The organism is Desulfovibrio sp. 3_1_syn3 (genome assembly GCF_000145315.2).
Taxonomy (GTDB): domain Bacteria; phylum Desulfobacterota; class Desulfovibrionia; order Desulfovibrionales; family Desulfovibrionaceae; genus Desulfovibrio; species Desulfovibrio fairfieldensis.
The window spans coordinates 25,140-38,098 of sequence record NZ_ADDR02000002.1 but is presented as its reverse complement, the minus strand read 5'-3'; the positions used below and the strand labels follow the sequence as shown (position 1 = coordinate 38,098).

At 48.3% G+C, this 12,959-nt stretch carries 11 protein-coding genes; 1 reads left to right on the top strand and 10 read right to left on the bottom strand.

The window, feature by feature from the left end:
- Positions 1 to 2: 2 nt before the first annotated feature.
- Entirely contained in the window at positions 3 to 1,385 is a 1,383-nt protein-coding gene (locus tag HMPREF0326_RS11495) for an aminopeptidase (protein ID WP_008685130.1), read from the top strand.
- 86 nt (positions 1,386 to 1,471) lie between these two features.
- Here the strand turns inward: HMPREF0326_RS11495 and HMPREF0326_RS11490 are convergent, their stop codons facing one another.
- The 10 genes from HMPREF0326_RS11490 to HMPREF0326_RS16210 all read right to left on the bottom strand — a co-directional run bounded on the left by HMPREF0326_RS11490 (position 1,472) and on the right by HMPREF0326_RS16210 (position 12,958).
- A complete protein-coding gene (locus tag HMPREF0326_RS11490; RefSeq protein WP_008685131.1) occupies positions 1,472 to 3,304 on the bottom strand; it encodes an ATP-binding cassette domain-containing protein in 1,833 nt (610 codons plus the stop codon).
- 21 nt (positions 3,305 to 3,325) lie between these two features.
- The gene (locus HMPREF0326_RS11485) at positions 3,326 to 4,447 is read right to left on the bottom strand and encodes an aldo/keto reductase (protein WP_020990551.1); all 1,122 of its coding nucleotides are present in this window, start codon (positions 4,445 to 4,447) and stop codon (positions 3,326 to 3,328) included.
- A 12-nt stretch (positions 4,448 to 4,459) separates the two neighbouring features.
- Positions 4,460 to 5,455 (bottom strand): radical SAM protein, encoded by a 996-nt coding sequence (locus HMPREF0326_RS11480; protein WP_008685133.1) that lies wholly within the window; start codon positions 5,453 to 5,455, stop codon positions 4,460 to 4,462.
- Positions 5,448 to 6,140 (bottom strand): glycosyltransferase family 2 protein, encoded by a 693-nt coding sequence (locus tag HMPREF0326_RS15610; RefSeq protein ID WP_008685134.1) that lies wholly within the window; start codon positions 6,138 to 6,140, stop codon positions 5,448 to 5,450. The genes HMPREF0326_RS11480 and HMPREF0326_RS15610 overlap by 8 nt, the downstream gene beginning before the upstream one ends.
- Complete coding sequence (locus tag HMPREF0326_RS11470; protein ID WP_008685135.1) at positions 6,140 to 7,123, bottom strand: radical SAM protein; 984 nt, start codon at positions 7,121 to 7,123, stop codon at positions 6,140 to 6,142. The genes HMPREF0326_RS15610 and HMPREF0326_RS11470 overlap by 1 nt, the downstream gene beginning before the upstream one ends.
- Positions 7,123 to 8,109 (bottom strand): glycosyltransferase family 2 protein, encoded by a 987-nt coding sequence (locus tag HMPREF0326_RS15605; protein WP_020990550.1) that lies wholly within the window; start codon positions 8,107 to 8,109, stop codon positions 7,123 to 7,125. The genes HMPREF0326_RS11470 and HMPREF0326_RS15605 overlap by 1 nt, the downstream gene beginning before the upstream one ends.
- Positions 8,109 to 8,855 (bottom strand): glycosyltransferase, encoded by a 747-nt coding sequence (locus HMPREF0326_RS16225; RefSeq protein ID WP_008685137.1) that lies wholly within the window; start codon positions 8,853 to 8,855, stop codon positions 8,109 to 8,111. The genes HMPREF0326_RS15605 and HMPREF0326_RS16225 overlap by 1 nt, the downstream gene beginning before the upstream one ends.
- 41 nt (positions 8,856 to 8,896) lie before the next feature.
- A complete protein-coding gene (locus HMPREF0326_RS16220; protein WP_008685138.1) occupies positions 8,897 to 10,687 on the bottom strand; it encodes a B12-binding domain-containing radical SAM protein in 1,791 nt (596 codons plus the stop codon).
- 30 nt (positions 10,688 to 10,717) lie between these two features.
- The gene (locus HMPREF0326_RS16215; protein WP_084493637.1) at positions 10,718 to 11,989 is read right to left on the bottom strand and encodes a glycosyltransferase; all 1,272 of its coding nucleotides are present in this window, start codon (positions 11,987 to 11,989) and stop codon (positions 10,718 to 10,720) included.
- 180 nt (positions 11,990 to 12,169) lie between these two features.
- A complete protein-coding gene (locus HMPREF0326_RS16210) occupies positions 12,170 to 12,958 on the bottom strand; it encodes a class I SAM-dependent methyltransferase (RefSeq protein ID WP_008685140.1) in 789 nt (262 codons plus the stop codon).
- Position 12,959: the final 1 nt, after the last annotated feature.

Here is a 12,959-nt window from a genome sequence, read left to right as displayed (position 1 = left end):
TCATGGAAAAAACACTTGCCTACAAACCGCAAAGCGCCTGGGACACCTACGCCGATGCCAAACAGCGCAAAAGCATGGAAGCCCTGGCCGCCCGTTACATCGACTTTCTGACCCGCTGCAAGACCGAACGCGAAACCGTGGACTATGCGCGCGAGCGCCTCAGCCAGGCCGGTTACAGCGAGGATTTCAGCAAGGAGCGCGTGCTGCGTCCCCTGCGCGGCAAGGCCCTGTTCGCGGCCCGGCGCGGCTCCGAACCGCTGGAAAAAGGTCTGGCGCTCATCGCGGCCCACGCGGACACCCCGCGTCTGGACTTTAAGCAACGCCCGCTCATTGAACAGCCCGGCGTGGCCCAGGCCAAGACCCACTATTACGGCGGCATCCGCAAGTATCAGTGGCTGGCGCGGCCCCTGGCCCTGCATGGGGTGGTCATTCGCGAAAACGGCGAAAGCCTTGCGGTGAGCATCGGCGAAAAGCCGGGCGAGCCGGTATTCTGCATCGCGGACCTGCTGCCGCATCTGGCCCAGAAACAGAGCAGCCAGACCATCAGCGAGGCCTTTGAGGCCGAAAAGCTGAATATTATTCTGGCCCACAGCCCCAAGGCCGTGAAAAAAGGAAAAGACAGGGACGCGCCCAAGGAGCCGGTCAAGGAACAGCTGCTGGAGATTCTGCACAAAAAATACGGCATCAATGAAGAAGACCTGATCACCGCCGAACTCCAGGCCGTGCCCGCCGGACCGGCGCGCTTCGTGGGCTTTGACAAGGCCCTGGTGGGCGGCTATGGGCAGGATGACCGCATCTGCGTGTTCACGGCACTGGAAGCCCTGCTGTCGGCCGAAAGCGGCGCGCGGAACATGGCCGTGATCTTCTGGGACAAAGAGGAAATCGGCTCGGACGGCGCCACGGGCGCGGCTTCGCGCTTTTTCCAATACTGCGTGGAAGATCTGGCCCGGGCCTGGGCTCCGGGCACGCCCGCCTCGCACGTGCTGCTGCACAGCCGGGCCCTTTCCGCCGACGTGCAGGCCGCTCTGGACCCGGATTTTCAGGAAGTGCACGAAAAGCAGAACGCGGCCCAGCTGGGCTACGGCCCCTGCTTCTCCAAGTTCACGGGTTCGCGCGGCAAATACGGGGCCAGCGAGGCGGACGCCGAATTTTTCGGCGAACTGCGCGGCCTGTATAATGCCAAGGGCATTCCCTGGCAGGCCGCCGAACTGGGCAAGGTGGATCTGGGGGGCGGCGGCACAGTGGCCCTCTTCCTGGCGGCCTACGGCATGCGGGTCATCGACCTGGGCCCGGCCGTGCTCTCCATGCACAGCCCCTTTGAACTGGCCAGTTGCGCGGATCTCCACGCCACTTTGGAAGCCTACAGGACCTTTCTGGAAGCCTGAGTCTTTTCCGGCCCAGGGTTGTTGAACCGGCCACCCGTCATGCGGCGGGTGGCCGGTTTTTTACTCAATACATCGCATCACCCAATTTATAATTCATGCTGCAATAAGGCCCGTTGCTCCAGAGATTTCTTATAATCCACAAGAATTTTTTTCGGTGATCCGATACGCTGTATCTTTCCCCCATCAATCCAGATCAAGGTGTCGCACCGCTCCACTGTTGTCAGCCTATGCGCGATGGTAATGGTTGTAATGCTCTGGGGAAGAGAAAAAATGGTATTCATAATGGCGGATTCCACGCCGCCATCCAGTGCGCTTGTGGCTTCATCAAGAATGAGCACAGATGGTTCCGCGTACAAGGCGCGGGCAATGGACAGTCGTTGCGCCTGTCCTCCGGACAGGCCACCGCCTCCTTGTCCCAATGTGAAGTTGATGCCACGCTGCTCCACGATATCCAGTTCGGCCATGCGGCAGGCTCGCAGAACCTTCTCTTCATCCCACGGCTTGCCCCATTGGCTGAAGGCCACGTTTTCCGCCAATGTTCCCGGAAGAATGTAGGGGTTCTGCGGGACATAGCCTACACGTATACAGTAAGCGGCCCGATCGGCAGGCGACATAGTCCTGCCGTCCACAAGCATTTCCCCCTCCGCTGGCTCGATCAATCCACTCAGAATGGAAGCAATGGAACTTTTTCCAGCACCGGACTGGCCGATAATGCCGATTTTACTCCCGCATGTAATAGAGAACGAAATGTCACTCAGGCAATCAGCCTCAGCCGTGGGATAACGGAAAAAAACATGCTCAAACGAGATGCTGCGTCGCAATACGAAGGTAGGAGAAGGGTCCGGCAATGAGGACACAGGATGCTGCAGAGCTTCTTCCACTTTGTCCAGGCAGTCGAGAGCGGCATGGCGTGTTCCGCGTACAACCACCAAAGCGCCAAGGGAGCGGTTGAGCAATGGCAGCACGCGCCAGGCTATCAGCATGATCATGGTCAGCACAGCTGTGATATGCACCATGGAACTGTCTAAAAAGGTCAGCATAATCCAGAGCGTCACAACAATAGACAGAAAACCGGCTGTTTCCAGTATCCATGTCGGCGCGGAAGGAGCAATACTCAAAAAAGTTCTGTATGGTATGCCTTCTTTACAGGCCTTTTCAAAATTTTTGAAAAAAACGTCTTGCTGACGATATATGAGCATTTCGCGTACGCCGTGCATGGCGTTCATGGTCACCTTGTTTTGTTCCCGTGCCCATTCGGCGGCCTCCAATCCCGCCTGATCCATCGATCCTCTGAGGCGTCTGTATATGGCTACGGCAAGGCCGATTATGACAGCCATAACCAAAAGGATGATACCTGGCGTGGCAATAACAAGAGCCAATGCCATTGCAAGCGCAATGGCGGCGTAACTGTATACCGCCATGAGATGTATGACCATGCGCCCCAATTGGTCGCGCCATGACAGGGCTTGAAACATGGCGCTGCTGTCGCCTGCCAGATGCTGAATATAGGGACTATATAAAAAATGCTGAAAAACTGTTTTACCGGCAAACAGAGAGATGCGTTCGCCCAATTGGTTAGTTTTGTAGTTAACGAAAGCTGAAATAGCATTTTTGGCTGCAATCAGACCCGCCGCCAGCACTGCGATAAGCAGGGCGAACTGGCGCGGATCCGCAGTAAGCCCTTGTAACTGGGGGAAGTGGCTCAAAAGCTTCGCGGCGGCGGGATGAGTGAGAATCCGTTCCGGCGCCGTGATGCTGACAGCAAGAAAGGAGATGGCGGCAATGGAGCCGATTTCCAGTACGGCCTGCAGCACCACACAGGCAAATACACGCCGCGTGGTGCGTTGCAGGCATTTCGGCAACGCCTTGAATATCCGCACAAAGTCGGCAAAGAATTTTGAAAAAAGCGATGGCAACATGATCCTCGTTAATCCGATCAATCAGGCTGGGTGTTTTCCGTCAATAAAGCCTACCACGTCATGCAGCCTGGCCGGGATGTCAATATGCTGCGGACAATGCTTGAGACAATGGCCGCAACACTCGCAGGCCGTCGCCTGTGCGGTGGGAGGGATGGCGCGATACACAAGAGCGAAATCGCCGCGCTTGCGATGATTATAGGCGGCAAACACGCCCGGGATGTCTACCCCATGCGGACAGGGCGAGCAATAGCCGCAACCGGTGCAAGGGATGTCGCCTGAGGCGCGATAGATAGCTGCCGCCTTTTGCAAAATGGCTCGCTCATCATCCGACAAGGGACGAAAGCGTTTCATGGTCGCTAGGTTGTCTTCCACATGCGCCATGGCGCTCATGCCGCTGAGTACCACCATGACGTTGGGCAGCGAGGCCGCGTAACGAATGGCCCATGAGGCCGGGCTGGCCCCGGACGCGGCCTTGAGCAGAGTGTCGGCTTCAGCGGGTAAATTAGCCAGCGAACCGCCGCGCACAGGCTCCATGATGACGGCAGGCAAGCCGCGCTCTTCCAACAACGCATAAAGCCGCTTGGCGTTACACGCTTCCCAGTCAACGTAGTTAAGCTGAATTTGGGCAAAGTCCCAGGCATGCTCATCCAGAATCTGCCGAAAGACCTCAGGGGAGTCATGGAAGGAAAAACCTATATGCTGTACCAGCCCCTGTTCTTTTTTCTCACGTAGCCAGTCATAGATGCCGATCTGCTCCGCCCGCGCGTACAAAGAGGCATTCAATCCGTGCAACAGATAGAAATCGAAATAGTCCACGCGGCACTTCTTGAGCTGTGATTTGAATATATGCTCCGCTTCATCGCGCGATTTCAGCGTCCATAAAGGCAGCTTGTCCGCCAAAAAATAGCTCTTACGAGGATACTTGTTCAAAATTCTGCCCAGAAGCAACTCGCTGATACCCTTGTGATAAGTAAATGCCGTATCAAAATAATTCACGCCATCTGCCAGGGCACGATCAACCATTGCTTCGGTGAGGGCCTGGTCAATGGCGGACGCGCTTCCGGGCAGTAAGGGTAGACGCATGGCCCCGAAGCCGAGCAGAGAGACGTTAGTGCCAAATCGGGCAATATATCTTTTCTCCATGCCTGACCCCATTTATTTGTCGCCGGACTGCATAGCCGGCGAAATAACCTCCGACTGCGGCGCGCAGTAGCCGCAAGCCACGAAGGAATCTTTCTTATAAAAATCCACCAGGCGTTGCCGCGTATCACCAGCGATGTTCTCACGTAGGCGAATGACGTCTCCCTCGGGAGTAGGCACTAATCCCAGCAACTCTCCAATGGAGGCGCGCGGACAAATGGCTAGTACGCCGTTGAGAATCTGCAGGCTGTGCTTGCACCAGCAGTTTGCGAACATCTTGCGGGTCTGTTCGGATGTGTAGCCTTGGTCCTCAAGGGGATGCTGCCGATACCACGACAATTCCGAATAAAGCGGATGCCTGATCCCGCGTTCATTCAGGCGGGCAATAGTTTCCTCGTAATGCAGCCGAGTCTTTAAGGCCGGGTTCACGCCATAATTGTTGATGGCCAGATAGACCTTGTCCTTATGCCGTTCAATGGCGTCCAACAGGGGCTCGGAAGGGACAATGGTGCCATTGGTGATAAGCTCCACAAGCTCAATCTTGCCGCAGGCGGCGCTGTAGTCGACGATCTCCGGCAAAGCTCTGTTCAGCAGAGGCTCACCGCCGTGCAGAAAAAGACGCTTGATGCCGTCCACCCCGGCGGTAACGGCATCGAGTTCCCGCTTAAAATCGCTGAAGCCGAGGTCCATGTGAGTAAAATTTTTATGCAGTTCGGGATTCTCGAACAGAGGCGACAGGGCGATACAGTCCTGACAATGCAGCGTGCAGCGCGTGGTCAATGAAAAGCCGATTTGAGGCAGGCAGAATCGGCTTTTACTGTAAAAATCTTCCAGCTCGTCCACCAGAAAACGCCGTACATAGTCGAGCTTTTTGCGGGGATCAAGAAAATGCCCTTCATGCCATAGCATGAATTTTTTCAAATCATTGACAAAACGATTTTCCGCGTTGCGCACGAAATATCGATGAAAAAAGCTGTCTTCGACGCAGTAACGCTCCTGAAGCTCACGCATGTTTTTTATCTCCCGCCAGCCGGGCGCGCAGAATAGCGCCATAATCGCTGAACTGCCTGTTTTTCATGATTCTGCTCGTATTGGTAGCGTGAAGCCTCCGCATGACGGAAATCATCTCCAATTTTTTGCAGATAATGCCGTATTTCTCCATGCGCAGGAGGTAATCAACCGCCTGACCGGCACGATAATTTTCATTAAAAGTGCCCACGAGCTCCGGTACTCTACAGTGCATGAGCACGGCCCCGGTCATAAGGCCAAAGTACGGCAAGGAACGCGGCACAATTGCAGCGCGGGCGCGTTCATCGAGATCGGGTGAAATGAAATCTTGCGCCCTGGCCGCCACGGCCAGCAGGCCAACCTCCCCTTCCAAAGCATGCAACATGGTCGCCAGCGCTCCCTCACAAAGTACGTCGTCCTGATCCAGCATCATGAGGTACGTACCGACGGCATGGACGATACCGGTATTACAAGCTCTGGCAATGCCGCTATGCGTCATCGGGATCACCGTACAGCCCATGGATGCCGCAATTTCGCGGGAATTGTCCGTGGAACCGTCGTCCACAACAATGATCTCCGCCGACACCCCCTGCCGCCAGACGCTGTCCAAGGTTTCTTGCAGATAGGCCGCACCGTTCCAGACCGGCATGACAATGGAAATCAGGACACTGGGATCGGTTTGTGGCATTATGAAAAGTCCTTTTTCCAGCTTAGGGAATGGTAGTCGCCATAGCCCCAGTTGCCGAAGCAGTTGGCACACTCGGAATGCGGCGGGTAACCCACCATTTGTCTGCGTCGTAGCCGCAGCATGGCCGCTGTATTGAAGCAGTCCGCGTCATGGAACACATTACCGCATGAGCCGTCCGGCACCACCTTGCGCAGACAGCCGCCTATATCTCCATTGCCGTCCACATTGATGACCGCGCAATAAGAGCGACAGGAATTACAGGGCGTCATATAGTCGGGATAAGGGGGCAGGTCGATGGGGTACCTCCGGCCTTCGGCCAGTTCCGCGATGGTTGAGATAATCTCTGTATCCTGGGCGGTAATGATCTTCGCCATTTGCACTTTGTCACTGGCATCATAGCAAAGCGGGTTATACAACAGCAGACGGGACGGCTCCAGCGTATCACAGAGATCAAGTACCTTCCGCAAGTCATCGAGCTTGTCCCTGTCAACAATATAGGAAATGCAGACCTGGCGGCAGACCCGCCGGTAGACGCCCCATGAGCGCATGACACTTTCAAAGCCGTCAACACCGGTGTAGGCATTAAAGGAATTCCGGTCGTGTCCATAGAGGCTTACGCTGATACGCGAAAAACAACCGTCCAGTTCGCCCACTTTTCCAGAGTTAACGCCATTAGTATCCAGAATGATACCCTTGCCCGCTTCGGCCAGCGAACGCACGATGTCCGAAAATTCCGGGGCCAGTGTGGGCTCACCCTGCCCTGCCATGGCGAAGACGGCAATGCCAGGGTATTGCCCCAACAAAGCGCGAACCACTTCCAGACTCATGGGCGGCGTTTGTCGCACGCCGATTTTGGCGCGGCGGCACCACGCGCAGGCCAGATTACAGCGCGAGGTCATAAAAAGCGTACAGGCGGGAGGCTCCGCATGGCAGGCGTTGCGTAAGCCCCCCATGGGCGAAACAGTACCAGGTGCGTGCTTCATCAGGGGCGGCTCCGTAGCATTCTGCAGCGCTGGGCCCGCAGTTTATCAAGGGCGGCAAAAAATTGCGAAAGCTCGTTATTTTCAAGACAGGCAAGCAAATGTTTATCCGCATCCTCCAGAGCCCCGGCAAAAATGCCAGCATCGAACTTTGGGCAGGTTCGAACAAGCTTGAATAGCTGTCTGTTTTTGGCTTCAATAAAACGCCGTACGGATGCCCTTCTGTTACGGACGGCAATATGGACAAAAAGGACGAACAGCGAGGCCAGCACATAATTGAAACTGGCAGCGGAAACCACGTTTTGTGTGGCCAGTTGCGTGATCATACCCAAGGCCCGGTAATGGGAAATGATATCGGCATAACTGGGAGCAGCAAAGCTGGCTGATCCTCGACGGGTATTGACATTAATATGAGCCATGTCATCAATGGCGATCCGTCGGGCGCGCAAGGCCACGCTGAAGGCGAAGACAATGTCTTCTGACACATGCAGCTGTTCCGGGAATCTGATGCCACTTTCCCGCAACAGGGCGGTTCTATAGATAGCCGAACAAAACTGAATATAGAAGTTCGTTTTATGTTCACGGATACGGGCATTTATACTGTAATTGATGCCGGAATACCCCAAGTACGCATAATTGCCCTTGGCAATATCGGCTCCTTCTCGGTGCGCTGCCGCAAGTAGACGCTCGCAAAAATCCGGAGCCAAGGTGTCATCGCTGTCCACAAAGGCAGTATACTCGCCGGCAGCGGTCTGCATACCGGTATTGCGGGCTGCGGAAACGCCCCTGTTGCGCTCATGCCGCAAAACATGCACGCGCGGGTCGGCTTGCGCGTAACGGCGCAGCACGGACAGAGAATCGTCCGGACTACCGTCGTCCACGCACAAAACTTCCATATCTTCCAATCCCTGCGCCAAAATACTGTCAAGACAGGCTGGAAGGTTTTTTTGCGTGTTGAAGACAGGGATGATGATAGAGAGAGTGGGCATCACTGTTTGCTTTGCTTTTTCCGTGCGGCAAGCAAGTCACGCCTGATTTTTTCACGCATATATTTATCAGTAAGTTGTGTGACAGCAGCTAATGTTTCTGGATTTCTTCTTGTATATGCAACACTATTTTTATGCATCCGACGCCGGACATAAACTCTATTCAAACAATGTGAAATATCAACATTGTGTATAAAATATATTCTATATAACCATTCATGATCACCATAAGCACGTAGATTTTCCACACGCGGCCCTACTCTCAAGATCATTTCACGCCTTGCAAGCATTGTTGTATGAAAAACTTTTGTCCCTCCAAAAAAAATTTTGGTATAAATATTAGGGTCCATCTCTTTTTTCATATTGTCATCATCAAAAAAATCTTCCACCTCTGTAAAAACAATTTCACATTCAGGATGTTGCTGTAAGTACTCCATCTGAGCGCTAAGTTTTCCCGACAAATAATAGTCATCACTATCAAGCCAAGCCAAAAATTCTCCTGAAGCTTTCTGAACACAAAGATTCCGCGCAGAGGCATCATCCATACCATAATTTTTTTTGTAAAAATATTTGACTATATTAGGATCATATTGTTCTACAGTTTCAGCAGTCATATCGGTTGAGCCGTCGTCAACAACAATAATTTCTAACGGGCGATAATCTTGGACAATAACAGAATCAATTGCCTGTTTGATGTATTTTTCACGATTAAAAGTCGGTATCATAACAGAAATAAGGGGAAATGACATTTTTCACCATCCCTATTGATATTTTTAGCTAAATAGCATTTTTATTTCTTACCTTGCTGTTTCAAAACAGTATTTTTTTCAGCAAAAAATTTGTCATCAAAAAATCTATCATATCTGTTTGTAATAAATTTTTTCTTAGAAATGAAGGGACGAATTGTTTCATTAAGATATTTTTTCAATTTTTCAATATCAATTTCTTGCCCATTATGTGTTGAAGAAAATGTATAACCATCATAGTGAATATCTTTTGCTTCTGAAATTTGTAGTATATTAAACTTATGAGGTTGTAAAAACATATCTGTACTCGGAAATAATATGAATGATCCCATATATACATTATCAATATCATCAATACACTTTTTTATTGTTGCAAAATCAGCAATCAATTCTTCTTTTGTTTGTGATGGGAGCAATCCCATCAGCCAAGCGTGCGTTTTGACGCCATTGGCATGAAAACAATTCAAATTCTGAACAGAATTTTTTGCTAAAATTCCCTTGCGGATAAAGCGCAGCAATCGTTGATTGAAAGTCTCCACCCCAAGCATCACCATTGTGAGACCACACCTCTTCGCCCGGGCAATCAATTCATCAGAATAATGAGGTGATACTTTCATATAAGCGAGCCAATGAATATGCTGAGAAAATGCTTCTTTCTCCAGCTCAAGAATCCAGCGAGAAAAAAATTGGGGCTCAATAGCCTCATCGACAAAGGTAAAATTATCAACGGCATAGGTAGCATGTAGAAATTTCAAATCGGCGTTAACTTTCTTGATGGATTTTTGTCGAAAGTTGGATCTCCATTTTTTATCGAAATCACAAAATGCGCACTTCCCCCAAAAACAGCCTCGCGAAGTTTGATAAGAAAGCATAGGCTCCGGTGTTAGATATAGCGATTGATCGATTCCGATATAGCTGGGAGGAGGTAATGCCTCAACATTTTCTACGGCCTCTGCCGTACAGATCACTGCGCCACCCACACGATATGCGAGATTTGGAATTTCATCTAACTTATATAACCCATTATATACATGGTTAACAAGCATTGCTGTGCATGTTTCACCTTCCCCTGTACACACGTAATCAAAAAATTCAAAAAATTGTTCCCATGCTTGCCGATTACAGTTGCGCAAAATGATAGTACAACTGCCGCCTGCTATCAGTGCAATATCAGGACGCAGTTTTTTTAAAAAAATTGCCCAAAGGCAACTCGCCGCAAGCTGATCAAGAGAGGTTATAGAAATACCGACAACATGAGGCAAGTTATTCAAAATCGGAAAAAGATTGAAACGGGAAATAACATTAAAAAATGGCGTAAAATCGTAATCTTCAAGAAGTTGGGGCAGGCGAAGATGAAGACGATTGGGGCGTTTGCGCTTGTTAATCCACAGCGCACCATAAAATGCACTAAGCACTCCGCGTTGAAAATCATTGAGAGTTGGATAAGCAACGCGCAAGGCTGCAAGATCCATTTTGTCCTTACTCAGCCAGTCAATGGACTCCAGATATTCCTCATAAGAATGAACACCACTCGATTCGAAAGGCTCAACCTTCTCATGATAAAAGAATTTCGATTTAATCAACGCCCAAGCCAAACGCCGACGTTTGATAAACAGCTCATGAAAATAAAGAATGCCGATATCGATCTGCTGAGCTTTCCAGCCTTTTTCTTGCAATACCCCAACAAGACATGGAACAGCGCTGAACGGAGTATAAATATCCCAATAGGGTAAAGAGAAAAAAACAATATCACTATGCAAGGCAGTTCCCACGGCATGCTGCTTGCATATATTTACCGCATGTTCAAGTGACAACGCCGTTTTTTTTTCAAGCATTCCCTCCTCCTTGTACTGTTAGAGATCCCCTTAATCTCTAACCTGGTATTTCTTGAAATTGCCTATCTCTTCGGCAAGTTGTCGTTTTTCGCGAAGTTCAGCGAAAATAATATTCGCTATTTTTGAATTTTTTGCTTTAGAAGAAGATGGAGGATACTTTAAAATCTCACGGAGATCATTCTTGATTGTATCGTCTTGGATCTTTTCTATATTTGCAAGAATTGTCGAACTACGATATTTTTTAATTATGTAAAAAGTATTTTCCCAACTTTTAAATATAAATTTTTCTTCATATCTTGAAAGCATCACCTGAGCTTTTAGTCCCATTTGACGGCGAAGTGTTTCATCTCGCAAAAGAATACGAAGAGTATCAGCCAACGGCTTGGCTCCTCTCCGGGCGACCAACATCCCATTTTCGCCATGTCTGATGATTTCATTTACCCCGGCGCAATCAGCAAAGCCAACAGCAGGGACCCCATAGCTTTGCGCTTCAATCAATGCATTTGGAAAACCTTCAAATGAAGATGGAAGACAAAAAACCTGCGCTGCAGCATAGTAGTCACCAATATTGTCAACAGCCCCTATAAGCCGTACTCGTGCAGTTAATCCAAGTACATCAATTAACGACTGATAGTCTTTCTTAAGTGGACCATCTCCGCATATGTAGCAGTCCCAATCTGTAAATTCATGCTGCAAAAACGCAAAAGCTTTAATTAACGTCACCAACTGCTTCATTGTTTGCAGTCGCGCTACGGCAAGAATAATTTTACGCTGAGAATTTTTTTTAGCCCAATCAATGAGGTGTGGCTCTGGTGCCGGATTGGGAATTATAAAAATTTTTTTATGAAAAAAATCGGGCAAAGAAGCCGCATAGCTTGAGCACTGGAGGACAATTCCATCAGCTGCAGCCATACATGCCAAACGTTCTTTCCGATTCCAAAGATATTTCTCCACAGCTTGAGGAGCAGTACGTTCAGCCCAAAGTAGCGGAATATTTGCTGACTTGCATAGGATAGGAATCCATAATCCTATGCGTGTTGAATTAAAACAACAAAAGACATCAATATGAAGATTTGTCAACAATTGTTGTGCATCATAAATTGACTTGGAATCTTTCAATTGCAAATCATACCATTTAATATTTTCCGGAAGCGGATATGCAGGCATTCCGAGCCTATTTCCTGTACAAAAAAGAGTACATTCGTGTCCTCTATTTTTCATCTCATGTGCAAGCTTAATACCGCTGCGTTCTGCTCCACCTTTTCCCATACAAAGAAATGGAATAAATAATGCAATATTCATAATTACCCCAATGGATATTTACAGCCAATTCGAAAGAATTACGCCTATTGCCCTCTAAAAAGCAATATTTAAGCATATGGATATAGCTTATTATTAATTTTTAATTTGCAATATAATATTTGTACAAACCTAAATCAGTAGTAAAAAATTGCACCACATTTCTTAATCTATAGAAAAAAACTACGGCTTCAGCACAGCAGTGATATTTCTTGAACAATTTTCCAAAAAAAATTTAACAAAAGAATATTTTCTCAACTTCATTAATATATCATTAAATTGCTTTGTTTCTATAGAAATATATGAAAAATATTGTGATGCAATTCGACGAAATTCTTTTGTTGAAATATAATTCAAACCTGTTCGAGCATAATGATAATTGCTATTTGTGACACACATAATAGACTTTCCTTTTTGAAATTCATTCCTTATTCCCAATAATGCACACAAAAAATAATATGGCCGAAACTTTATAATTTGTCCCCACAATATTTTTATATGCGCATCAATTAGGACATATTTAGGTGGAAAGGTATTTATAGAAATTCCATCGTCACGCATAACGCGTCTAAATTCCCTTATGACTTTTTCATGATTGAAAATATGTTCAAAAACTTGAGAAGTTATAACAATATCAAAACTACAGTCATCATAGGGCAAACAAAAATTACCAAGGTCAACTGCATAGTTTACTAAACCTGTCTGATTTCTATCATTATCATAAAATAAAAAACGTTCTGAATATTTTTTAGAGCAGTCAGACAAATTATAATATAAGTCATAACCATATGCATTGTAACCCATTTTCACAAGAAAATAAGCAGCATCTCCGGACCCACATCCAAAATCAAGGATCTTCATATCCCTCGTTACATCTTTTCCATGTTTTTTACATGTTTTTAATATATATTTAATATATCGAATTGCCTTCACTGCATTTTTTCCGCGTTGATGCTGCTCACGATAGTCCACT

Bases quoted from the DNA above. Each gene is read 5' to 3' on its own strand.
- HMPREF0326_RS11495 (WP_008685130.1), top strand. From the start codon at position 3: ATGGAAAAAACACTTGCCTACAAACCGCAAAGCGCCTGGGACACCTAC.
- HMPREF0326_RS11490 (WP_008685131.1), bottom strand. From the start codon at position 3,304: ATGTTGCCATCGCTTTTTTCAAAATTCTTTGCCGACTTTGTGCGGATA.
- HMPREF0326_RS11485 (WP_020990551.1), bottom strand. From the start codon at position 4,447: ATGGAGAAAAGATATATTGCCCGATTTGGCACTAACGTCTCTCTGCTC.
- HMPREF0326_RS11480 (WP_008685133.1), bottom strand. From the start codon at position 5,455: ATGCGTGAGCTTCAGGAGCGTTACTGCGTCGAAGACAGCTTTTTTCAT.
- HMPREF0326_RS15610 (WP_008685134.1), bottom strand. From the start codon at position 6,140: ATGCCACAAACCGATCCCAGTGTCCTGATTTCCATTGTCATGCCGGTC.
- HMPREF0326_RS11470 (WP_008685135.1), bottom strand. From the start codon at position 7,123: ATGAAGCACGCACCTGGTACTGTTTCGCCCATGGGGGGCTTACGCAAC.
- HMPREF0326_RS15605 (WP_020990550.1), bottom strand. From the start codon at position 8,109: ATGCCCACTCTCTCTATCATCATCCCTGTCTTCAACACGCAAAAAAAC.
- HMPREF0326_RS16225 (WP_008685137.1), bottom strand. From the start codon at position 8,855: ATGTCATTTCCCCTTATTTCTGTTATGATACCGACTTTTAATCGTGAA.
- HMPREF0326_RS16220 (WP_008685138.1), bottom strand. From the start codon at position 10,687: ATGCTTGAAAAAAAAACGGCGTTGTCACTTGAACATGCGGTAAATATA.
- HMPREF0326_RS16215 (WP_084493637.1), bottom strand. From the start codon at position 11,989: ATGAATATTGCATTATTTATTCCATTTCTTTGTATGGGAAAAGGTGGA.